Here is a 23,304-nt window from a genome sequence, read left to right as displayed (position 1 = left end):
TAAAAGACTTATTAAACGGAAAAACGTGACACCTTCCACTTGTTTTTAAGATAATTTTAACATATTAAAAAAATAGGTCATCAACTAGTAAATGCGCTATCTTTAGGCTATATTAATAGAGTCAATGAGAAAATTAATTTCAAAAAAGAAACCTGCTTATAAGATTTCCAACCTATTATCTCAATATCTCACACGTCATGGCAGAAATATTAAAATTCCAATCTATTACGATGATTTGCTGCGATTTCAGGGGGCGATATCTATCTTCGATAAGTTTGGGAATGACACTCTTTGGGTTTCCACCTATTATTCTGAATCGGAACGCGATGAAATAGAGCTGAGTCTCAAAAAAATGTACACCATTTTGCATGCAGATGGAAGTGATATGGTGCTACCCTATCTGAATATTGACAGTATTGACTACTGTACCTTCGGAAACACAAAACCTTTCAGAGTGAAGGTGCGAAATATCCTCAACGATAATTACATTTTTTTATACATTAAAAAAGCCGACGCCTCCCGTATTTACGGTCTGGAACTGGAGCATTTACTTTCTCCAAATCACATCAACTTTCTGGTACATGGGAATACTTTAATTGAAGAGCATATTTCCGGTATTCCGGGCGACGATTTTATTGCAAACAATCTGGATAGCTGCTCCGAACAAGCCAAACGTGAAATTGCAAAGGAATTTGTAAAGTTTAACGAACGATGCTTTGGGCGCTTGTTGGGTGACATGAGATCGTATAATTATGTGATGGTCCTCACACATGATTTCGACCGAATTCAATACCGGATTCGTGCCATAGATTTCGACCAGCAAAGTTATGAAGGCAATGCCAAGGTGTACAAACCTCAATTTTTAAAGGAAAACAACAAACTGGTGAAAATGACCTTGGCCCTGCTTCAGGAAGAATCCATAGAGCAATACAAACGCGAAGAACGTTCCTTATTGGCCAAGCGAGCAACAAGCGAAAAAGACCGCCTTAAAGAGTTGATGGATTGTATGACGGTTGACAACATCTCTTCGGAAGCAAAAATCAAGGAACTAAAAAAGGAATTATTTAAAATGACAGGAGATATAAACTTTAAAAAAGCGACGAACATGGGGGAAATTTTAAAGAGTGCGTTGGATTTTATTGTGCGAAACTATAAAAACGAAAACCCTTATATCATTAAATAAGACTTGTTTGTGAATAAATAATTATGCTAAACTTTATTATGCATGCATACTATTTTTTATCTTTAACCAAAATTTTGTAAGTCCTTACAACCCATAATTCTAAATTCATGAAAATACAAAAAGTACTGGTGGCAAATAGAGGTGAAATTGCCATCAGAGTACTTCGCGCCTGTACCGAAATCAATCTGAAAACTGTAGCCATTTATACCTACGAAGACCGCTATTCGCAACATCGCTACAAAGCAGACGAATCGTATCAGATCGGGGAAAACAATCAGCCGCTCAAACCGTATTTGGACAGTGATGGAATCATCACATTGGCAAAACTGAAAGGAGTGGACGCCATTCACCCCGGCTACGGATTTCTCTCTGAAAACTCCGAATTTGCCAGAAAGTGTGCCGCCAGCGGTATTATTTTTATCGGTCCGGACCCCAAAGTTATGGATGCTCTAGGAGATAAGATCACCGCCAAGAAAATTGCCGTAAAATGCAATGTCCCCATAATTGAAAGCAATACTAAAAAACTAACATCTTTAAAAGTTGCCCAGTCTGAAGCGGCCGCAATAGGATATCCGTTGATGCTCAAGGCCGCTTCGGGAGGAGGCGGTAGAGGCATGCGAATTATAAGAAACCCAGAACATCTGGAACTTTATTTCGATTCGGCTCGTAACGAAGCCTTGAATGCCTTTGGTGATAACACCATGTTTTTGGAAAAATATGTGGAAGACCCGAAACATCTCGAGGTTCAAATTGTAGCCGACAATCATGGAAACATCAGACATCTGTTCGAACGCGACTGTTCGGTGCAACGTCGGCATCAAAAGGTTGTGGAAGTTGCGCCCTCTTTTAATGTTTCAGAAAAAGTGAAGCAATCTCTTTATAAATATGCGCTTGCCATTGCCGAAGAAGTACAATACAACAATGTGGGGACGGTCGAATTTTTAGTCGACGCCAAAGAAAATGTCTATTTTATTGAAGTAAATCCGCGTATTCAGGTAGAGCATACGGTGACCGAAATGGTGACGGGGATCGATCTCATTAAAACCCAGATTTTTGTTGCGGGTGGCTATAAATTGAACGACAAACAGATAAAAATTTACGATCAGGATTCGTTGGCGACCTATGGTTTTGCGTTACAATGCCGACTCACCACCGAAGATCCCGAAAACGATTTTACACCGGATTACGGGACCATTACAACCTACCGAAGTGCTTCGGGGATGGGAATACGTCTGGATGCCGGAAGTATTTATCAATCGTATAGTGTGAGTCCGTTTTTCGATTCGATGTTGGTAAAAGTTTCGGCCCACGGAAGAACTCTGGACGGAGCCGTTCGGAAAATGACACGCGCTTTAAAGGAATTCCGCATTAGAGGCGTGAAAACAAATATTCACTTTCTTCAGAATGTAATTCAACATGAAACTTTTAAAGAAGGTAAAGCTTCGGTAAATTTTATTCAGAATACTCCCGCTCTATTTAATATAAAACTTTCACAAGATCGTACTTCAAAAATTACACAGTACTTGGGCGAAGTGATTGTAAACGGAAACCCTGATGTGAAATTTATCGACACTAACAAGGTTTTCAGAAGCCCAAAAATTCCGAAGTACAATCCGTTGGAGGCCTACCCAAAAGGAACAAAAGATTTACTTACCAAATTGGGTCCCGAAAAATTCTGCTCCTGGCTTAAAGCCGAAAAAAAGATTCATTATACCGATACAACTATTCGTGATGCACATCAGTCATTGCTGGCTACGCGAATGCGCACCAAAGATATGTTGCTGGTTGCCGAGAGTTTTGCAAAAAATCATCCCAACACTTTTAGTATCGAGATGTGGGGTGGTGCCACCTTCGATGTATGTTATCGTTTCTTATACGAGAGTCCGTGGACGCGCCTACGCGAGCTGCGTGCTAAAATTCCCAATATCTTGTTTCAAATGTTGCTGCGAGGCTCGAACGGAGTGGGATACAAAGCCTATCCCGACAATTTAATTGAAAAATTTGTGGAGAAATCCTGGGAAAACGGAGTAGATATTTTCAGAATTTTCGATTCATTGAATTGGGTACGAGCCATGGAACCCAGTATCAATTATGTACGCAATAAAACCGGAGGTATTGCCGAAGCTGCCATTAGCTATACCGGTGACATTTTAGATCCGAAGGAGACAAAATACAACCTAAAATATTATACCCAACTTGCCAAAGATTTAGAAAATGCGGGAGCACACATGATAGCTATTAAGGATATGGCCGGCTTGCTAAAACCCTATGCCGCCACCGAATTGGTGGGAGCTTTAAAAGATACCGTGAAAATTCCCTTGCATTTACATACCCATGATACGTCTTCCATACAATCTGCTACCTATTTAAAAGCCATCGAGGCAGGTGTGGATGTGGTAGATGTTGCTTTGGGTGGACTTTCGGGACTTACATCCCAACCCAATTTCAATTCGGTTGTGGAAATGATGAAACAACAGGAACGTGCGCACGAATTTGACATCAATACGCTAAATCAGTTTTCTAATTACTGGGAAGATGTTCGTGAAATGTACTATCCGTTCGAATCGGGTTTAAAGGCTGGTACCGCAGAGGTTTATCAGCATGAGATTCCCGGAGGGCAGTATTCCAACTTACGCCCGCAGGCCGAAGCACTGGGATTGGGAGATCGTTTTGACGAAGTAAAGAAAATGTACGCCCGTGTGAATGCAATGTTCGGAAATCTGGTGAAAGTAACTCCGAGTTCGAAAGTGGTGGGCGATATGGCGATTTTTATGGTGACTAACGATTTGTTCCCCGAAGACGTTATGCAGCGAGGCCATGAAATTTCCTTTCCCGAATCGGTTATCAATTTCTTTAAAGGAGATTTGGGTCAGCCGTTGGGAGGTTTTCCGAAGGAGCTTCAGAAAATAATTCTGAAAAACAACGAAGCCTATACCGACAGGCCCAATGCACACCTTACGCCAATAGATTTTGATACGGAATTTAAGGCATTCCAGAAAAAATTTCAGAAAGGCTTTACCCGACCCATCGAATTTGAAGATTTTCTCTCCTATAGTTTGTATCCAAGGGTCTTTGAACAGGCACATGAAAAGTATAAACTCTACGGGAACGTTGCCATCCTGCCAACTCCCAACTTTTTCTACGGCATGAAGGTAGGCGAAGAAACACTTATTGAACTGGAGCCCGGGAAAACCATTATCGTGAAGTTGCTTTCGATGGGAAATGCCAACGAAGACGGAATTCGCATAGTGTTTTTCAAGGTAAACGGAGAAAACCGGTTTGTAGAGGTTAAAGACACTTCTTTAAACATTAAAAAAGAAGAACATGCCAAGGCCGATACGACAGATGCCAACCAAATAGGTGCTCCCTTACAAGGGTCTTTGTACAAGGTACTTGTGAAGAAAGGGCAGGAAGTTAAGGAAAACGATCACCTGTTTATTATAGAAGCCATGAAGATGGAAACTACGGTTACGGCAACCAAGGCCGGAAAGGTGAAATCGGTGACGCTAAAACCAGGAACTATGGTTTTTAAAGATGATTTGATAGTGACGTTGGAATAGTAGGAATAATCAATGTAAAATTATAAATTATAATGGCCAAAGTGGTGCTGATTTAACTTTTACATTTTAAATTTTACATTTTGCCTTTTTTTCCGGCGTTATTTCAATAAAAATTAATTCCTCCACCTTGTATTTCAAATAAATAATACTACATTTGCACCCCGATTTATCCAAAAGAAGGAATGTTTAACACTGCCTGTAGGTGAAGACAGGTGGTAAAATTAATAAAAGTGGATACACTAAGTTATAAGACAATATCAGCTAATAAAGCGACAGTAACCAAAGAATGGTTGCACGTGGATGCTGAAGGGCAAACTCTTGGACGTTTGGCTAGTGAAGTAGCAAAATTACTTCGCGGGAAGCACAAACCCAATTTTACCCCCCACGTTGATTGCGGTGACAATGTAATTATTACAAATGCCGAAAAAATCAACCTTACAGGAAACAAATGGGATGACAAGACGTACATTCGTCACACAGGTTATCCGGGTGGACAACGTAGTTTGACTGCCACTGAAATGCGCGCCAAACACCCCGAAAGAGTGCTTGAAAAAGCAATTAAAGGGATGTTGCCTAAAAACAAATTAGGAGCAGAGCTTTTCAGAAATTTAAAAGTATATGCCGGTGCATCGCACGATCAAGAGGCACAAAAACCAAGAACCATTAATTTTAATAAAACCAAGTAATGGAAGTTATTCACAAAATAGGTAGAAGAAAAACCGCTGTTGCTCGTGTATACCTTTCAGAAGGAAAAGGAAAAATTACTGTGAACAAGCGCGATATGGAAGTGTACTTCCCTACCGCAACTTTACAATATAAGGTGAAGCAACCTTTGACTATGACCGACAACGAATCAACTTATGACATTTCCGTAAATGTTTTTGGAGGTGGTATCACAGGACAAGCAGAAGCAATCCGTTTGGCTTTATCTCGTGCAATGTGTCACGTAAACGAAGAGCACAGATTGGTTTTAAAGCCGGAAGGTTTATTGACCAGAGACCCGAGAATGGTGGAACGTAAGAAATTCGGACAGAAGAAAGCCCGTAAGAAATTCCAGTTCTCTAAGAGATAGTATTTTAAATTACTTGTTGTACCGCATTTACTGCGGTACAACATTTATTACAAGTTCATATTTTTATTTAACAATCGCCTTTATCCGCCACCGGCGGAAAGTAGTTTAGCATCTAAACCATACGCAGAATGCGCAGGTTGCTATCTATTTACAGGAAAGTAAACTATTACAAAATGGCAAAAACAGAAGTAAAAGACCTGCTCGATGCAGGCGTACATTTTGGTCACCTGACCAGAAAATGGAATCCAAACATGGCTCCTTACATTTATATGGAGCGTAATGGGATTCACATCCTTAATCTTTACAAAACAGCTGCAAAACTGGAAGAAGCTAATGAAGCTCTTAAAAAGATTGCAGCCAGCGGAAGAAAAATTCTTTTCGTAGCTACCAAAAAACAAGCAAAAGACATTGTTGCCGACAAAGCAGGGAACGCAAACATGCCGTACATCACCGAAAGATGGCCCGGCGGAATGCTTACCAACTTCGTAACAATTAGAAAAGCTGTTAAGAAAATGGCGTCTATCGATCGTATGAAACAAGACGGTACGTTTAACACCCTTTCTAAGAAGGAGCGTTTGCAAGTAGATCGTCTTCGTGCGAAGCTGGAAAAGAACTTAGGTTCTATCAGCGATATGAGTCGTCTTCCTGCAGCATTATTTATTGTGGACACAACTCGTGAGCACATTGCTGTGAAGGAAGCTCAAAAGCTGAACATACCAATTTTCGCAATGGTGGACACAAACAGTGACCCACGGGAGATTGACTATGTGATTCCATCTAACGATGATGCATCAAAATCTATCGAAAAAATTATGTCTTCAGTTTCTGAAGCCATTATCGAAGGTTTGGCTGAAAGAAAATCGGGTAAAGATGATGACGATGCTCCGGCAGAAGTAAAAGCGCCTAAGGCAAAAAGAGGAAAAGCGGTTGCAGTTGCATCCAGCGAAGAAGAATAAACAAGAATTCAATTTACATATCAAAGTCGTTTGGTTCTTTTTCTCACTGAAAATAAATTAAACGACTTTTTTATAAATTATAACTTAAAAAAAAATGAGTACAATGGTAAAAGTAACCGCCGCAGAAGTTAATAAGTTAAGACAAGCTACCGGAGCCGGAATGATGGATTGTAAAAATGCATTGGTAGAAGCCGAAGGGGATTTCGACAAGGCAATTGCGATCCTTCGTAAAAAAGGACAAAAAATAGCCGATAAAAGAGCCGATCGTGATTCAAGTGAAGGGGCAGTAATCGCAAAGGTGAATGCAGATGCTACCAAAGGGGTGATCGTTTCTTTGAACTGTGAAACCGACTTCGTTGCGAAAAATGACTCATATATTGAGATGGCTCATAAAATGGCAGATATCGCCTTGAATACCTCTTCAAAAGAAGAATTTTTACAAGCAAAATTCGACAACATTACTGTTGAAGAAAAACTAATTGAACAAACCGGTGTAATTGGTGAAAAAATCGAGATTGGCGGATTTGAAATCCTTGAAGCTCCTTTTGTAGGCGCTTACATTCACGGAAACAAAATTGGTGCTTTAACTGGTTTGTCTAAAAATGTAAACAATGCCGAAGAGTTGGCCAAAGATGTGTCCATGCAAGTGGCTTCTATGGGTGCTACTACTTTGTCTTACAAAGATTTTTCTCCCGAATTCGTTGCTTCTGAAACTGAAGCGAGAATTGCAGTAATTGAAAAAGACAATATCGAATTGGGCAGATTAGGGAAAACATTGAAAAATGTACCTCAGTTTATTTCAAGATCTCAGTTAACTCCCGAAGTTTTAGCCAAAGCTGAAGCCGATGCAAAAGCCGAACTTAAAGCCGAAGGGAAGCCTGAACAAATCTGGGAAAGAATATTGCCGGGCAAGATTGAGCGCTTTATTGCCGATAATACAACGCTGGATCATGAGATGGCGCTATTGGATCAAAACTTCATTAAAGACGACAAAAAGAATGTTGGTGAGTATGTAAAAACATACGGCGATGTAGAAGTTGTTGGCTTTAAAAGAGTTTCTTTAGTATAAGCAACACATTAAAATTGTATAAAAACGCCTCCAAAATTATTTGGAGGCGTTTTTATTTTTAAAAGGTTCATCCAACATTTTTCGTTATTTTTGCCGTAGAAACTACCTCTATGCAATACAAAAGAATCCTCTTAAAATTATCCGGCGAGGCCTTGATGGGAAGCCTTCAATATGGAATTGACCCACTGCGCCTAAAGGAATATGCAGAGGAGATACACAAAATAATACAAAAAGATGTACAGGTTGCTATCGTTATAGGCGGTGGAAATATTTTTAGAGGTGTTGCCGGTGCCAGTCGTGGCATGGAACGCGTTCAGGCGGATAATATGGGTATGTTGGCCACCGTGATTAACGGACTCGCCTTACAGAGTGCGCTCGAAAATGAAGGCGTGCCTACCCGTTTGCAAAGTGCTATTAATATTAATGAAGTGGCCGAACCATTTATAAGACGTAAAGCGATAAGACATCTTGAAAAGGGCAGAGTGGTTATTTTTGGAGGAGGCACAGGAAATCCTTATTTTACAACCGATTCGGCTGCAGTATTGCGTGCCATTGAAATTGGAGCCGATGTTATTTTAAAAGGTACCCGTGTGGATGGTATTTATTCGAGTGATCCCGAAAAAAACACCGATGCTATTAAATTCGATTTTATTAGCTTTGAAGATGTGCTTCGGAAAGGTTTAAAGGTGATGGATACCACGGCTTTTACTCTTAGTCAGGAAAACGAGTTGCCCATCATTGTTTTCGACATGAATACCAAAGGGAATTTGTTTAAAGTCGTTTCCGGAGAAAAAATTGGAACAAAGGTAAATTTATAATTACTGCCACTCGTATTTTTAATACGATTGGAGTATGGCGTAATTTTTGAAAATAGTTTTTAAAAGTTTTACAATGGAAGAAGAAATTCAATTTATTCTAGACAGTACACTTGAAGCCATGACAAAGGCGCTCCTTCATCTTGAAAAAAAATTCGTGAACATTCGGGCAGGAAAGGCATCCCCTTCTATGGTAGGTGGTGTTATGGTCGATTATTACGGAAGCCCAACTCCTTTGCATCAGGTTGCCAATATTAATACTCCTGATGGAATGACAATTACCATACAGCCTTGGGAAAAAGGACTAATTCCTGAAATTGAAAAAGGAATTCATCACGCCAATCTTGGTTTTAATCCTATGAATAATGGGGAAAGCGTAATAATAAATGTACCGCCATTGACCGAAGAACGCCGTAGAGAACTTGCCAGACAAGCCAAGCATGAAGCGGAAGAGGCAAAAATAGGAGTGCGTAATGATCGTAAAAACGCAAACAACGAAATTAAAGGGCTGGACATTTCAGAAGACCTCAAAAGTAATCTGGAAATCGATATTCAGAAAATGACCGATACCCATATTTCAAAAATTGACGACGTCCTTGCGCATAAGGAAAAAGAAATCATGACGGTATAATGTCAACTACGTTAAACATTACACAATAAAAGCGACTATATGTCGCTTTCTTTATAGTTTTACGTTCCAAAGCAAAAAGCCCTTCATGCGCAAAACACTTCTCCTCCTTTTATTATTTTTGGGATTTACTGCTTTTGCCCAAGAACCTATAATACAGGTTGAAAATGACACCATAGTCACTTCAAAAGAAAAAAGGTCCAATCCGTTTAATACCGGCTTCTATCCTATCGGATTCTTCGACATAGACCTTCGTTACATAATAAAATACAATAACTACGAAGGAATTAGATTGGGGTTCGGAGGTATTACCAATGATCGTTTGTCTGAACATTTTAAGGTAGGCGGGTATATAGCACGCGGATTTAAAGATCAGGATTTTAAGTTTGGTGCAGGTGGGAGTCTTAGGCTTAGTAATGAAAAAAATACTTGGGTTAGCCTTTATTACAATGATGACATTAACGAAATAGCCAGCTTTAATTATCTCACCGATGCCAGAGTCTATTCGGTATTTGAACCTCGACTGGTGAATGTGACCCAGTTTTACAAACAAAGAACCTGGCAAACCAATATACAACATGAGTTTACGCCAAAAATCCTTTCTGAAGTTCGTTTATCCCGAAGTAGAATAGACCAGATTGAAAATTATCAATATTTCAGCGACAATCAACTGTATAAAAATTACGAAATAGCCGAAGCCACCGCTTCTGTGAGAATAAGTCCGAAACGAAATTTTTTCACCACCGAAGACGGTCTTGTTGAATACTTCGACGGCTTTCCAAAGATTAGTGCTCAAGTGACTCAAGGTATAAAAGGAATTTCAAAAAGCGATTTTACCTATACAAAATTAGGTCTGAAACTGGACTATTATATAAAAAGAACTGACCTTTCTTCGACCAATATTTTAATGGAAGGAAATATAGCCTTTGGAGATGCTCCCCTCACACATTTATTTCATGCATACCCAAATAGTCCGACCAAGGACGAGATTTTCGAACGCTTTTCGGTTGCCGGAAGACGTAGTTTTGAAACCATGTATTTTGGGGAATTCTTTTCAGACAAACTAACAACTCTTCAGGTAAAACATAGCCTGCGGCGATTTAATTTAGCCAAAAAATGGAAACCGGAACTTGTATTTATTACTAGACATGCGCTGGGGGACCTATCAAATCCCGAAGAACATTTAGGAATCGATTTCAACACCCTTGATCATTTATATTCCGAATCGGGTTTTGAGCTGAATAAGATTCTATTTGGCTTTGGTTTGAGTTTCGCTTACAGATATGGTTATTATCATCTGCCTGAATTTGAAGATAATGTTTCCTTTAAATTTACTTTTTACCTAAAAATATAAGGCTCACCAAACCCTTAAGTGCGTGGGATTTTAATACCTTTGCCCAGCCCAAAAAAGGCAATCATTGGATAAACTATTCAGCATAGGATTTTGGAGTACCGTTGCTCGTTTTATTTTACGAAACCGAACGATCATCCTCATTGTAATAGCTGTTATCACTGTGTTTTTCGCCTTGCAATGGAAGCACATGCGCTTTACTTACACCGAAGCCAACTTACTGCCCGACGATCACGAAATTAATCTTGAATACAGTAAGTTTTTAGCCCAGTTTGGTGAAGAAGGGAATCTTATCGTACTGGGGGTAAAAGATACCGCTCTATTTACTCCTAAAGTCTTTAACGCCTGGAATAAACTATCTAAAGACCTTAGTGGCAGTGACGAGGTAGAACTCACTTTATCTATTGGCGATCTTCAAAAACTGGAAAAACGAGAAGATACCGAAGGATTTCGGTTGATCCCATTTATCAATGACACCCTTCTTACCCAGAATAAATTAGACAGGTATCAATTTGAACTTTTTAACAACCTGCCTTTTTATAACGGATTAATTTACAGCCCTAACAAGCAGTCAATTCGGACCGCTATCTATTTAAAAAAGGATATTGTAAATACTGCTGCGCGAAAGGATTTTATCGACCTGTATCTAATTCCGCATATAAAAAAGTTTGAAGAAGAAACCGGTGTCGAGGTGCATACCTCGGGAATGCCATACATCCGCACCTTGAACTCACAAAACATCATCGACGAAATCGGGATGTTTATTGGAGCCGCTCTCTTAGTCACATCCTTAATTTTCTTCTTCTTTTTCAGATCCTTCAGAGCTACCCTTATCTCCATGGTTACGGTAATTATTGGGGTGATGTGGGCCTTCGGTATTTTGGGATTACTGCATTATGAAATTACTGTACTTACAGCTTTAATTCCGCCCTTAATAATTGTAATTGGAATCCCCAATTGTATCTTTTTAATCAATAAGTACCAACAGGAAATAAAGCAACACGGGAATCAGGCGAAATCATTACAGCGGGTTATTTCAAAGATTGGAAATGCTACCTTAATGACAAATGTGACGACTGCGTCGGGCTTTGCTACCTTCATTTTAACCAACAGCAAGCTTTTAAAAGAGTTCGGGATTGTGGCTTCCATCAACATCATTGCCATCTTTTTACTGAGTCTTCTTATTATTCCTATTGTTTACAGCTATATGGCTGTTCCCAAATACAAACACTTGAAGCACCTCAATAAACAATGGATTAGTAAGTTTGTGAATTGGATGGAACGTATGGTTCGCGAGCATCGAATTGCTATCTATATTTCGGCCATCCTGCTCTTATGTGCCAGTATTATTGGAATCTTTAATATTAAAATTTCGGGAAGTCTTATTGAAGACATGCCTAAAAGTGCAGATTTTTATCAGGATATAAAGTTCTTTGAAACGGAATACGAGGGCATTATGCCTTTAGAAATATTGATAGACACCAAACGCCAAAAAGGGGTGATGAAACTCGCAACCTTACAACGAATGGACGAGTTACAGGAGTATCTGGAAGAAATCCCGGAACTGTCCAAACCTATATCGATTGTAGATTTGGTGAAATATTCGAAACAGGCGTACTACAATAACAACCCCGAATATTATCAATTGCCCAATAGTCAGGAACGTACCTTTTTGCTTTCCTATGCCAAAAACAGTGCAAAAAATACAAATTTGTTATCCAGTTACGTAGACAGCACGGGGCAATACGCTCGTATCACTACCTTTATGAAGGACACCAAAACGGAGCGTTTCGACAGAATTGAAGAGGATATAAGAGCCGAGGTTATCAAAATTTTTCCGCCGGACCGTTATGAAGTTTCCATTACCGGAAAAGCATTGGTTTTTCAGAAAGGAACAAAGTATCTGGTAAACAATCTGGCAATCTCTCTTTCCTTAGCAATTTTTTTAATAGCGCTATTTATGGCCTGGATGTTTAGAAGTTTCCGTATGATATTGGTTTCATTAATTCCAAACCTCCTACCTCTATTAATTACAGCGGGTCTTATGGGCTTTTTAGGAGTACCCATAAAACCATCAACGATTTTGGTTTTTAGTATTGCTTTCGGAATTTCTGTAGACGATACCATTCACTTTTTGGCAAAGTACAGGCAGGAACTTATTGCGAATAATTGGAAGATTAAAAAATCGGTCTATGCGGCTCTTAAGGAAACCGGCGTAAGTATGTTTTATACCTCGATTGTACTGTTTTTCGGATTTTCAGTATTCACTATTTCCAGCTTTGGCGGGACAGTTGCCTTAGGTGCTTTGGTGTCTGCCACTCTTTTATTTGCTATGCTGGCCAACTTATTACTGCTCCCTTCATTATTGCTATCACTGGAAAGAAGTATTGCTAACAAGGAAACCTTGAGACAGCCTTCATTTAAAATAATCCCCGATAACGAAGAGGGGGATGAAAATTCCGATTTCGATTAAATCAATTCAAAAAGTAGCCACTTTATTTATACTAGATTCTTAATCTGAAATAGGAATTTATTTTTTTGAAATTTTATTTAAAAGTATCTTTACCCCCTGAAAAAATTGAACCATGCAGCATACAGAAATTAAGACCTTATTGCAGAGTGAGCCCAGCTTACATGAAGTAACAGTGAAAGGTTGGGTACGTTCCTTCCGAAGCAATCGATTTATTGCAATGAACGACGGATCTACAATTCATAATTTACAATGTGTTGTCGATTTTGAAAAATTTGAAGAAGACGTTCTTAAAAAAATTACGGTTGGCGCGGCCATTGAAGTAAAAGGATTGCTGGTAGAAAGCCAAGGGCAGGGTCAGAATGTTGAAGTGCAGGTTACTACCGTCGAAATTTTAGGCGAAGCAGATCCCGAAGAAGTAAAATTAACCATTTTATCTCCCAAACGTCATACGCTGGAAACCTTGCGGGAACAGGCGCATTTGCGGGTTAGAACCAATACTTTCGGTGCAGTTATGCGCCTGAGATCAAAACTGGCCTTTGGCGTACATGAATATTTTCAGAAAAACGGATTCTTTTATATGCACTCTCCCATAATTACCGGAAGTGATGCCGAAGGTGCCGGGGAGATGTTTCGAGTAAGCGCTTTAGATCCTAAAAATCCGCCAAAGGATAAAGATGGAAATATCAACTATAAGGAAGATTTCTTCGAAAAAGAAACGAACCTTACAGTAAGTGGTCAGCTGGAAGCTGAAACTTATGCGATGGGATTGGGTAAGGTATATACCTTCGGACCTACATTTAGAGCCGAAAACTCCAACACTTCACGTCACCTTGCCGAGTTCTGGATGATTGAACCCGAAATAGCTTTCTGCGATTTGGACGGAAACATGGATCTGGCGGAAGATTTTATCAAATATGTGATAAAATACGCTCTGGACAACTGTGGTGATGATATCGAATTTTTAGAAAACCGTTTGCTGGAAGAAGAAAAGAACAAACCCGAAGCAGAGCGCAGTGAGATGTCGCTACGCAACAAACTGCAGTTTGTACTGGAAAACAACTTTAAAAGAGTAAGCTATACCGAAGCTATTGAAATCTTAAAACGATCCAAACCCAATCAGAAGAAAAAGTTTAAATACATCATCGAGGAGTGGGGTGCCGATTTACAAAGTGAGCACGAACGGTTTTTAGTAGAAAAACACTTTAAATGTCCTGTTATTTTATTCGATTATCCTGCCAACATTAAGTCGTTTTACATGCGCTTAAACGACGATGGGAAGACTGTACGCGCCATGGACGTACTTTTTCCCGGTATTGGAGAAATAGTAGGAGGTTCGCAGCGGGAAGAACGGTATGATGTATTGAAGAAAAAAATGGAGGACATGGGGATTCCTCATGACGAATTGTATTGGTATTTGGATCTAAGGAAGTTTGGCACAGCAGTGCACAGTGGTTTTGGGCTAGGCTTTGAGCGGTTGGTACAATTTGTTACGGGGATGGGAAATATTCGTGATGTAATACCCTATCCTCGAACCCCCGGAAATGCTGAATTCTAAATGGCTTACTGCTGGGTAGTGTTTTGGTTGCAACACAACAAATGACTGCTTTATGTAAATTATCACAAGCTTATATTAAAACTGGCTGCTTTTTCAATAAAATAGCTGGTTTTTTTTAACTTTATAAGTACGTTTCAAAACTCTATGCTAAAGCAACAATTAAACTTTAAGTTATCTCAGAAGTTATCACCTCAACAAATCCAATTGATGAAGTTGATACAATTGCCTACGCAGGCATTTGAGCAACGTATCTCACAGGAAATGGAGGAAAATCCGGCCTTGGAAACCGGCAAGGACGAAGAGGATGCCTTTGATGACGATTTTAGCAATGAAGATTCATACGATGAAGATTATGACGAGGGTTCGGAAGTAATTGAAACCGATATTAATGTGGATGATTATCTGAGTGATGATGAAACCCCCAGTTATAAATTGTCTGCCAATAACTACAGTGCCGACGATGAAGAAAGGCAAACGCCTTATGCTTCCGGTACTTCTTTTAATCAGCATTTAATGCAGCAGTTAAGCACCTATCGTTTGGACGAAGAGGAGGAAGAAATTGCGCTTTTTTTGGTGGGAAGTGTAGATGAAAGCGGTTATATACGAAGAGAGCTTCGGGATATTGTAGACGATTTGGCCTTTACTCAAAATGTGTATACTACCGAAAAAAAGATTGAAAAAGTCTTACAAATTGTACAGGAATTGGATCCGGCCGGAGTAGGTGCGCGAAGTCTTCAGGAGTGTTTATTAATTCAACTGAAACGAAAAGAGGAAACACCTTCGGTGGTTTTGGCTACCAAAATTATTGAAGAAGTTTTTGATCAGTTTTCAAAAAAACATTACAAGAAACTCCTTCAGAAATTCGACATCACCGAAGACCAATTACGGGATGCTATTCATGAAGTCGAAAGCTTAAACCCGAAGCCGGGCGGAACGTATTCGGGAAATACACGCATGGTAGAACATGTGGTCCCGGATTTTGCCATCAAGATAATCGATGGAGAATTGGATCTTACACTAAATGGAAGAAATGCTCCCGAGCTTCATGTTTCGCGAGAATACACCGATATGTTGAAGGGGTATAAAGAATCCAAAGACAAGTCGAAGTCGCAAAAAGATGCTGTCATTTTTATAAAGCAAAAACTGGATGCTGCCAAGTGGTTTATCGATGCCATAAAGCAACGACAGCAAACACTGTTTGTCACTATGAATTCTATTATGCATCACCAGGAAGAATATTTTCTGTCGGGAGATGAGCGAAAGTTGAAACCGATGATTCTTAAGGACATTGCAGATAAAATTGGAATGGATGTATCGACAGTTTCGCGGGTAGCGAACAGTAAATATGTAGATACTCCATACGGAACCAAACTTATTAAAGAGTTTTTCAGTGAGTCGATGAAAAATGATCAGGGGGAGGATGTTTCAACCAAAGAAATAAAAAAGATCCTGGAAATTACAATTGGAGAAGAGAACAAACGAAAGCCATTAACCGACGATAAATTAGCGAAAATATTAAAAGAGAAAGGCTATCCCATTGCTCGACGAACCATCGCTAAATACAGAGAACAGTTGGATTTGCCAGTTGCCAGACTCCGAAAAGAAATTTAATGAATCACTTCCTACGTATCGCCGCCTATTTACTGCATCCTCTTTTGATGCCTCTTTTGGGCACGTTTTTATATTTTATTATTACGCCGCGCTATGTTGAGCCGGAATTGGTAAGAGCCAAGCTGGCAGCCGTTATCATTATCACGCTGCTAATCCCGTTAATTTCATTTTTTCTTCTGAAAAATTTAAACGTTGTCACCTCGATCCATCTTGAGGAGGTTAAGGAGCGTAAAGTGCCGTTAATGATTCAATGTGTGCTGTTATTGCTCATTATAAAAATGGTATTTGATCCTTACGATAGTGTTGAGATGTATTACTTCTTTGTGGGGATTCTGTTTTCGGCTATTACGGCCTTATTACTTGTTTTTTTAAATTTTAAGATTAGTTTACATCAAATGGCCATTGCAGGGGTTACCATGTTTCTAATTGCCCTTAGCGTCCATTTTAAGGTGAATATGTTATTGTGGATTGCCATCTTCTTCTTTTTTAATGGGTGGGTAGCTTCTTCGAGACTTCATACCGAATCTCACAACGGAATTGAATTGGTGGTCGGTTTTTTTGTAGGCTGTATTCCACAACTAATTTTGATAAACTTTTGGTTATAAAATATAGAACATCAATCCAATTTTAACCGTTCTGAAATCAACCGGCTCACCTTCGATAGTAACCGCATCTTTAAAGAAGGGATTGATACTGTAATAGGCATAAAAGTTAAACGTATTATATCCAAAACTTAGCGTTGCTCCAAGTCGGACACGCTCAAATTCGGGAACATTGGTTTGTGAAACATTGTTATTGGATTGTTTAAATGTAGACTTGAACCAATAAGCGTATCCTACTTTAAAACCTGCATAAACTCGCCAAAATTTATAGGCTTGGGGTGTGGAAGTCCTCCATCTGAACTCAACAGGCGCCTCAATGATGGCTGTACTAAAGCGATTGCTATTGTAATCTATCTCATCATCCAGCACAGAAAATATAGTCTGTTCCCCTTCAGTTTCACCAATAAAAAGTGTTTGCCCGTACCTATCGAAAGAAATTCCTGCTCCAATAGCGATTGCCACATTTCGCCTTTGATTAAGAGGCATGTCGCGTAAATACCCAAATTGAAATCCTCCCGAAAGTCCTCGAATACTAACATCGTCCGGGACCGATGTCAATAAATTATAGGTAGCCCCTACATAGAACTGATCTTCTCTGTACAAGGAATCGATCTTTTTTTCGGATATTTCTTGAGAGCGCATAGCACTAGTGCCCATTATCAGAAAATAGAGAAATACAAAATAAAGCCTGTGTGACATAGGTTAAAGATAAATTTATTTCTATTATTTGAAACAAAAAAACGCCTTGATTCGTATCAAGGCGTTTTAAATATTCTCTCAAAAATGAGTCTATTCTTCGGTCTCGTTCCCCGGAGTTGTGATATAAATAATTTTAAGCATATTTAATTCACGTAACTCTTGTTTTATATCTGAAACAAGTCCGGTGTTGGTTTTTTCATCTACTTTTAAAGCAACCATCACCTTATCTTGTAGTTCGGGACGTAATTTTGCACGCAATTCGGTTAATGCAAATTTAATGTTAGTAACGTCTGTATACTTATCACCAATTTGAATTTTTCCTTCTGTTCCGTACTTATCCTGGTATCTTGAACTTGGCTTTCCCGCATAAATATATACGGCACGATCTTTCTCCAGCTTTTCAACTTGATCTGCTTTTGGCAAGGTGTTTTGCACCAGCAAATTGTCTTCTCGCAATACGGTAACTACCATAAAGAAGAATAACAACATAAATACAATATCCGGTAAGGAGGCTGTATTTACGGCCGGCAACTCACTACTTTTTTTCTTTGTGAATTTTGACATATTCTATTCTATTTATTGTCCTTGCTTTTTAGGTTGTGCTTCTGAAAGTTTTAAAGGAAATAACGTCTGAATGTTCTCCATTTTCGGCGTCAAAGCTTCCGCTGCATCACCTTTCACATTACCTTCATCGATCGCTTTTTTCATTTCAGTAAATTTCCAGCCGTATAAACGTTGCGATTCACGGTCTCTTAGGAAATTATAAGCTGCAACCAATTCATTTTGTACAGCGATGTACATCTTATAGGACGTTAGTCTATCATTCTGAACCGAGATTACAGCCTTATCGGGATTGTCTGATGATGCAACATCACGTTTTCCTTTGCAATAGTCACAGTACAACGGACTTCCGGAAGGAGCACCACCATTATCTAAAAAGTCGATAGCAGCTTGCCTCAGGTTTTTAATGTCCATTAACTCTTCTTCAACAAGCAATTGATCACTCTTATTCACATTAACAATGAATAAGTTCTTCTGCTTTATTATAACGTCTTCCTGTTGCTGGTCATCAATTGGTGGCAATTGTCGCGCAATCCCCTTGTCTTTTTCAATGGTAGTTGTTACCAAGAAAAAGATAAGAAGTAGGAATGCGATGTCTGCCATAGACCCTGCATTAACTTCGGGTGTTGCTCTTCTAGCCATTATTTTGTTACTTTTTTAATTCCGCTGAAAACCATAGCCGCCACAGCGAGTACTGCCATAACAGTAAATACGTTTAAACCTGTACTCACCCATTTAGAGCCACTCTCCGAAATTGGAGCCCCGTCTACCAATGGTAAACCAGTGACATCACTTGAAGCCATCACATAAGAAACCACAACGATAGCAAGAAACAATCCAACAGATATAAGTGTTTTTTTGATATTTCCAGCAGCCAGTCCCTTAAGTACAAAGACCAATACGAATAATAGTACTAACGCAAATATGATGTATGCTACATACAGAAATCCATCCACTCCGGCTCCGGTAGCTCTAACAGCATCATCTCCTTTTGAAATAATCATAGCAAGGAAAATGATTCCCGCCACACTAAGGAGTAATGCCACAATTTTTAATATTTTATGTAAACCCATTACGTGGTGTGTTTTAAATTATCTTTTGTTTTTGTAGTCAACCAACATATCTATTAACGTAATAGAAGCATCTTCCATACTGTTAACTATGCTATCAATTTTAGCAATGATGTAGTTATAAAAAATCTGAAGGATAATAGCAACAATCAAACCAAATACTGTTGTTAATAATGCTACTTTAATACCTCCCGCTACTAACGATGGGTTCATGTCTCCGGCAGCTTCAATTTTATCGAATGCCAAAATCATACCTATTACCGTTCCCATGAAACCAAGCATTGGAGCCAAAGCGATGAACAACGATATCCAGGATACATTTTTCTCTAATTGTCCCATTTGCACACCTCCATAAGCAATTACAGCTTTTTCGGCAGCATCGATGCTCTCATCGGCTCGATCTAAACCTTGATAATATATAGAGGCAACCGGTCCTTTCGTATTTCTACAAACTTCCTTGGCTGCTTCAACACCACCGCTTTTTAATGCATCTTCAACATTTTCAGCTAATTTTTGAGTATTAGTTGTTGAAAGATTCAAATAAATAATTCTCTCAATGGCAATTGCTAATCCAAGAATTAGACACAAGAGTACGATTCCCATAAATCCGGGTCCTCCTTCAATGAAACGTTGTTTCAATACCTGATGCCACCCTTGTGGCTCCTCGGTAGAGGCTGCCTCCTCATCTTGAATAATTGTTACTGTAGCTGCAGTTACCAAAGATTGTGCATTGGTAGGCATTGTTTGAGCAGCATTTGCGTTAAAAGATCCCGCAAAAACTAGTGCGGCAATTGCCATAATAGAAAATAATTTTTTCATTGCTATCGACTTAAAGTTTGTTTTTAGTTAAAGGTTTAAAGATATAAAATAATTTAGTTAATCTCCAAGAATAAATTTAGTTGTAAGCCTGTATTTCCAACAATTAAGCGAGTTAGACAAACATTACAAGTTTAAAGGTAATTAAACAGGTTAAACTGTTGTGTTAAAAATAAAAATCATTTTCGCGCTGTATCATTACACAGGTGTCTGTGCAAAAATTTGCTGAAGCAAGCTTCGACAAACTCTACTTTTCCCGGGGAAACCGTTTTCTCACTTCGTTCAGAAATGATGATCCCTGGAGGTTATGCTGGCAATGAACTGAGATGCTCCGCATCTAAAGCTACTCACTCAAAAATTTACTGAAGCAAGCTTCGATAAATGCTGCTTTCCCGGGATTACCATTTTCTCACTTCGTTCAAAAACGATGATCCCCGGAGGCTATGCTGGCAATGAACTGAGATGCTCCGCATCTAAAGCTACTCACTCAAAAATTTACTGAAGCAAGCTTCGATAAATGCTGCTTTCCCGGGATTACCATTTTCTCACTTCGTTCAAAAACGATGATCCCCGGAGGCTATACTGGCAATGAACTGAGATGCTCCGCATCTAAAGCTACTCACTCAAAAATTTACTGAAGCAAGCTTCGATAAATGCTGCTTTCCCGGGATTACCATTTTCTCACTTCGTTCAAAAACGATGATCCCCGGAGGTTATACTGGCAATGAACTGAGATGCTCCGCATCTAAAGCTACTCACTCAAAAATTTACTGAAGCAAGCTTCGATAAATTTTTTCGTTCGTACCTTCATTCGCAGAGAGGAAGGGATTCGAACCCTCGATACGCTTTTGGCGTATACACACTTTCCAGGCGTGCGCCTTCGACCACTCGGCCACCTCTCTAAGTTAGATTTGACGACTGCGTCAAAGGATGGGCAAATAACAAAAAAAAAATTAGGTGATAAAATATTTGAAGGGTTTATTTAAAGCATTTCTCCGCGCAAAGAGGTTTCAAATATGGTTTTGAAGCTATTAGCCGAAACATTTTGTCCCAACAAGTACATTAGTTTTGCCAAAGCTGCTTCGGTAGTGCAGTCTTTCCCCGAAATTACGCCTAAACTCTTAAGTTGAATACTGGTTTCATATAATCCCATGGCGACACTTCCACCTGAGCATTGCGTAACATTAATGACCGGAACTCCTTTTTTAACAAGCCTTTTTAATGCCTCTATAAACCAGATTTCATTTGTAACATTACCACTGCCGTAGGTTTCTAATACCAATCCCTTTACTTCGGGATAAGAGAATAGGTAATTTATTGTTGTTTCATCTATCCCCGGAAACATTTTCACCAACAGTATATTAGATTCCATTTTTTTGTGCACCCGTAGCTTCTTTCTTCGGTTAGGTACATAAAGCGCCTCATTATTTACCACCAAATGCACCCCGCTTTCAACCAATGCCGGATAGTTTAACGATGCAAAAGCTTCAAAATGTTCGGCGTTGATCTTTGTAGTGCGATTGGCACGATACAACTTATATTCAAAATACAGGCACACTTCAGCAATCTTAGATTGTCCTTTTTCGCGTAAAGCAGCAATTTGTATGGAAGTAATTAAGTTTTCCTTGGCATCTGTACGCAAATCACCAATTGGGAGCTGAGACCCTGTAAATACAACGGGCTTACTTAAATTTTCCAGCATAAAACTAAGTGCCGAGGCTGTATACGACATGGTGTCGCTCCCATGCAATACCACAAAGCCGTCAAATTCTTCGTACCGCTCTTCTATAATTGAGGCAATATCAACCCAGTACGACGGGTTCATGTTCGAGCTGTCGATGGGTTTTTTAAAGCTCGTGGTCGCAATATTACAGTCCAATAATTTTAACTCTGGAATGTGTTTAAGCAGGTCCTTGAAATTAAAGTTCCGCAAAGTGCCGGTTTCAAAATCCTTTATCATTCCAATGGTTCCACCGGTGTAGACAAGAAGTATGTTTGCTTTTTTATTCATGGATGCTTGTTTAAATTCCAAAAACAGCCTTCGAGTTTTCGGTAGTGGTTTTTTCTACTTCGCCTTCCGGAATGCCATAAATTTCGGCAACCTTTTTACACACCAGTTTCAAATAACTGCTTTCATTGCGCTTACCTCTATATGGAACAGGAGAAAGATAAGGGGAATCGGTTTCTAAAACAATATGCTTTAAATCGATTTGATCCAGAAACGTATCAATCTTTCCATTCTTAAAGGTAACAACCCCTCCTATTCCCAGTTTCATGTTAAAGGAAATTGCCCTTTGAGCTTGCTCGAACGTTCCCGTAAAACAATGAAATATGCCGAATAAAGCCTCGTCCTTTTCGGTTTCCAAAACCTCAAAAATTTCATCGAAAGCATCACGACAATGTATCACAATTGGCAGCTTGTATTTTTTAGCTAACTGAATTTGCCGTTTAAAAGCTGTTTTCTGAATATCCAACGTAGTTTTATCCCAATATAAATCGATGCCAATCTCCCCTACCGCATAAAAATTTCTTTTTTGAAATTGGTTCTCAACGTATTGCAATTCAGCTTCAAAATTCTCCTTGACAGATGTAGGATGCAGCCCCATCATTAAAAAAACCTGTCCGGGATATTCTTGCTCCAAAGAATACATTGCTTCTGTATATCCACTATCGATGGCCGGTATAAAAAAACGTGTTATTCCGTTGGCAAAGGCTCGTTGCATCATTGCCTCTCTGTCTTCGGCAAAAGCCTCGCTGTATAAATGGGTATGCGTATCGGTTAACATATTTGCAAAGCTAACTATTTTGTTACCTATCTTTACAAAAAAAAGCTTGACACAATTAAGAAGTTTATTGGAAGAAAGGGGGTTTTACAGAATTCCGTTGAAAAAACTTGTTTCCGGCCATTACCGGCTCACTGCAAAAATTAATAATAGAAAAGGCATTTTTATAGTAGATACGGGTGCTTCAACCAGCTGCATTGGTTTTGAGAGTATCGATTATTTTTTTCTGAAAAATGAAAAGAGTGAAGTTACGGCTGCCGGTGCAGGGGCCGTAAATATGAAGACCGAAGTGGCCCGAAAAAATCATATCTCAATTGGCACGTGGCAATCGAAAAACATGGACTTTGTGTTATTTGATCTCTCCCATGTAAATGAAGCCCTCCAACAAGTAGCCGAAGATCCTGTCCATGGAATCATTGGAGCCGATTTCCTCAAAAGTACGCGAGCGGTGATTGACTATGGGCGAAATTGTATGTACGTACTCTAGAAAAGCTAAATAT

At 39.3% G+C, this 23,304-nt stretch carries 21 protein-coding genes and 1 tRNA gene; 14 read left to right on the top strand and 8 right to left on the bottom strand.

All coding sequences use genetic code 11. The annotated features are described in order from the left end of the window. Positions 1 to 124 precede the first annotated feature (124 nt). The 13 genes from ATE92_RS06650 (at position 125) to ATE92_RS06590 (ending at position 16,878) form a co-directional block, all read left to right on the top strand. The gene (locus ATE92_RS06650; RefSeq protein WP_100802956.1) at positions 125 to 1,183 is read left to right on the top strand and encodes a hypothetical protein; all 1,059 of its coding nucleotides are present in this window, start codon (positions 125 to 127) and stop codon (positions 1,181 to 1,183) included. Positions 1,184 to 1,290: 107 nt separating this feature from the next. Beyond that, positions 1,291 to 4,743, top strand: coding sequence for a pyruvate carboxylase (locus ATE92_RS06645; protein ID WP_100802955.1), 3,453 nt, complete (start codon positions 1,291 to 1,293; stop codon positions 4,741 to 4,743). Between the two features lie 230 nt (positions 4,744 to 4,973). Beyond that, positions 4,974 to 5,429, top strand: coding sequence for a 50S ribosomal protein L13 (rplM, locus tag ATE92_RS06640; protein ID WP_100804379.1), 456 nt, complete (start codon positions 4,974 to 4,976; stop codon positions 5,427 to 5,429). After that, entirely contained in the window at positions 5,429 to 5,815 is a 387-nt protein-coding gene (gene rpsI / locus ATE92_RS06635) for a 30S ribosomal protein S9 (protein WP_100802954.1), read from the top strand. Before rplM ends, rpsI begins: the two co-directional genes overlap by 1 nt. 173 nt (positions 5,816 to 5,988) lie before the next feature. Beyond that, positions 5,989 to 6,771 carry a 30S ribosomal protein S2 gene (gene rpsB, locus ATE92_RS06630; protein WP_100802953.1) on the top strand — a complete coding sequence of 261 codons (783 nt, stop codon included), beginning with the start codon at positions 5,989 to 5,991 and terminating at the stop codon, positions 6,769 to 6,771. A gap of 103 nt (positions 6,772 to 6,874) precedes the next feature. Further along, positions 6,875 to 7,840, top strand: coding sequence for a translation elongation factor Ts (gene tsf, locus ATE92_RS06625; protein WP_100804378.1), 966 nt, complete (start codon positions 6,875 to 6,877; stop codon positions 7,838 to 7,840). Between the two features lie 110 nt (positions 7,841 to 7,950). Continuing rightward, positions 7,951 to 8,658 (top strand): UMP kinase, encoded by a 708-nt coding sequence (gene pyrH / locus ATE92_RS06620; protein WP_100802952.1) that lies wholly within the window; start codon positions 7,951 to 7,953, stop codon positions 8,656 to 8,658. 73 nt (positions 8,659 to 8,731) lie between these two features. Continuing rightward, positions 8,732 to 9,286, top strand: a complete 555-nt coding sequence (gene frr, locus ATE92_RS06615; RefSeq protein WP_100802951.1) for a ribosome recycling factor — start codon at positions 8,732 to 8,734, stop codon at positions 9,284 to 9,286. Between the two features lie 85 nt (positions 9,287 to 9,371). After that, a complete protein-coding gene (locus ATE92_RS06610) occupies positions 9,372 to 10,637 on the top strand; it encodes a DUF5686 family protein (RefSeq protein WP_100802950.1) in 1,266 nt (421 codons plus the stop codon). Between the two features lie 64 nt (positions 10,638 to 10,701). Then, positions 10,702 to 13,107 carry an RND family transporter gene (locus ATE92_RS06605; RefSeq protein WP_100802949.1) on the top strand — a complete coding sequence of 802 codons (2,406 nt, stop codon included), beginning with the start codon at positions 10,702 to 10,704 and terminating at the stop codon, positions 13,105 to 13,107. 112 nt (positions 13,108 to 13,219) lie between these two features. Then, positions 13,220 to 14,662, top strand: coding sequence for an asparagine--tRNA ligase (asnS, locus tag ATE92_RS06600; protein WP_100802948.1), 1,443 nt, complete (start codon positions 13,220 to 13,222; stop codon positions 14,660 to 14,662). A gap of 144 nt (positions 14,663 to 14,806) precedes the next feature. Next, positions 14,807 to 16,273, top strand: a complete 1,467-nt coding sequence (rpoN, locus tag ATE92_RS06595) for an RNA polymerase factor sigma-54 (protein WP_100802947.1) — start codon at positions 14,807 to 14,809, stop codon at positions 16,271 to 16,273. After that, positions 16,273 to 16,878 carry a hypothetical protein gene (locus ATE92_RS06590; RefSeq protein WP_100802946.1) on the top strand — a complete coding sequence of 202 codons (606 nt, stop codon included), beginning with the start codon at positions 16,273 to 16,275 and terminating at the stop codon, positions 16,876 to 16,878. Before rpoN ends, ATE92_RS06590 begins: the two co-directional genes overlap by 1 nt. On the opposite strand, the gene ATE92_RS06585 is transcribed toward ATE92_RS06590, so the two are convergent. The 8 genes from ATE92_RS06585 to ATE92_RS06550 all read right to left on the bottom strand — a co-directional run bounded on the left by ATE92_RS06585 (position 16,873) and on the right by ATE92_RS06550 (position 22,807). Further along, a complete protein-coding gene (locus ATE92_RS06585) occupies positions 16,873 to 17,574 on the bottom strand; it encodes a porin family protein (RefSeq protein WP_100802945.1) in 702 nt (233 codons plus the stop codon). The two genes, ATE92_RS06590 and ATE92_RS06585, sit on opposite strands and share 6 nt — an antisense overlap. Positions 17,575 to 17,664: 90 nt before the next feature. Beyond that, positions 17,665 to 18,138 (bottom strand): biopolymer transporter ExbD, encoded by a 474-nt coding sequence (locus ATE92_RS06580; protein WP_100802944.1) that lies wholly within the window; start codon positions 18,136 to 18,138, stop codon positions 17,665 to 17,667. Between the two features lie 12 nt (positions 18,139 to 18,150). Then, a complete protein-coding gene (locus tag ATE92_RS06575; protein ID WP_100802943.1) occupies positions 18,151 to 18,777 on the bottom strand; it encodes a biopolymer transporter ExbD in 627 nt (208 codons plus the stop codon). Then, positions 18,777 to 19,208 (bottom strand): hypothetical protein, encoded by a 432-nt coding sequence (locus ATE92_RS06570; RefSeq protein WP_100802942.1) that lies wholly within the window; start codon positions 19,206 to 19,208, stop codon positions 18,777 to 18,779. Before ATE92_RS06570 ends, ATE92_RS06575 begins: the two co-directional genes overlap by 1 nt. A gap of 18 nt (positions 19,209 to 19,226) precedes the next feature. Beyond that, positions 19,227 to 20,024 (bottom strand): MotA/TolQ/ExbB proton channel family protein, encoded by a 798-nt coding sequence (locus tag ATE92_RS06565; RefSeq protein ID WP_100802941.1) that lies wholly within the window; start codon positions 20,022 to 20,024, stop codon positions 19,227 to 19,229. An 811-nt stretch (positions 20,025 to 20,835) separates the two neighbouring features. After that, positions 20,836 to 20,923 (bottom strand) — tRNA-Ser (locus ATE92_RS06560). A gap of 80 nt (positions 20,924 to 21,003) precedes the next feature. After that, on the bottom strand, positions 21,004 to 22,032 hold the full coding sequence (locus ATE92_RS06555) for an asparaginase (RefSeq protein WP_100802940.1): 1,029 nt from the start codon (positions 22,030 to 22,032) through the stop codon (positions 21,004 to 21,006). A 10-nt stretch (positions 22,033 to 22,042) separates the two neighbouring features. Further along, positions 22,043 to 22,807: a TatD family hydrolase gene (locus tag ATE92_RS06550; RefSeq protein ID WP_100802939.1), complete on the bottom strand. Its 765-nt coding sequence runs from the start codon at positions 22,805 to 22,807 to the stop codon at positions 22,043 to 22,045. A gap of 97 nt (positions 22,808 to 22,904) precedes the next feature. On the opposite strand from ATE92_RS06550, the gene ATE92_RS14150 reads away from it, so the two are divergent. Beyond that, complete coding sequence (locus ATE92_RS14150) at positions 22,905 to 23,291, top strand: retropepsin-like aspartic protease (protein ID WP_232729126.1); 387 nt, start codon at positions 22,905 to 22,907, stop codon at positions 23,289 to 23,291. Positions 23,292 to 23,304 lie beyond the last annotated feature (13 nt).

The sequence above is a fragment of the Ulvibacter sp. MAR_2010_11 genome, assembly GCF_002813135.1.
GTDB lineage: Bacteria > Bacteroidota > Bacteroidia > Flavobacteriales > Flavobacteriaceae > Altibacter.
Note: the sequence above shows the minus strand (reverse complement) of the source record. Positions and strands in the feature narration are given on the sequence as shown.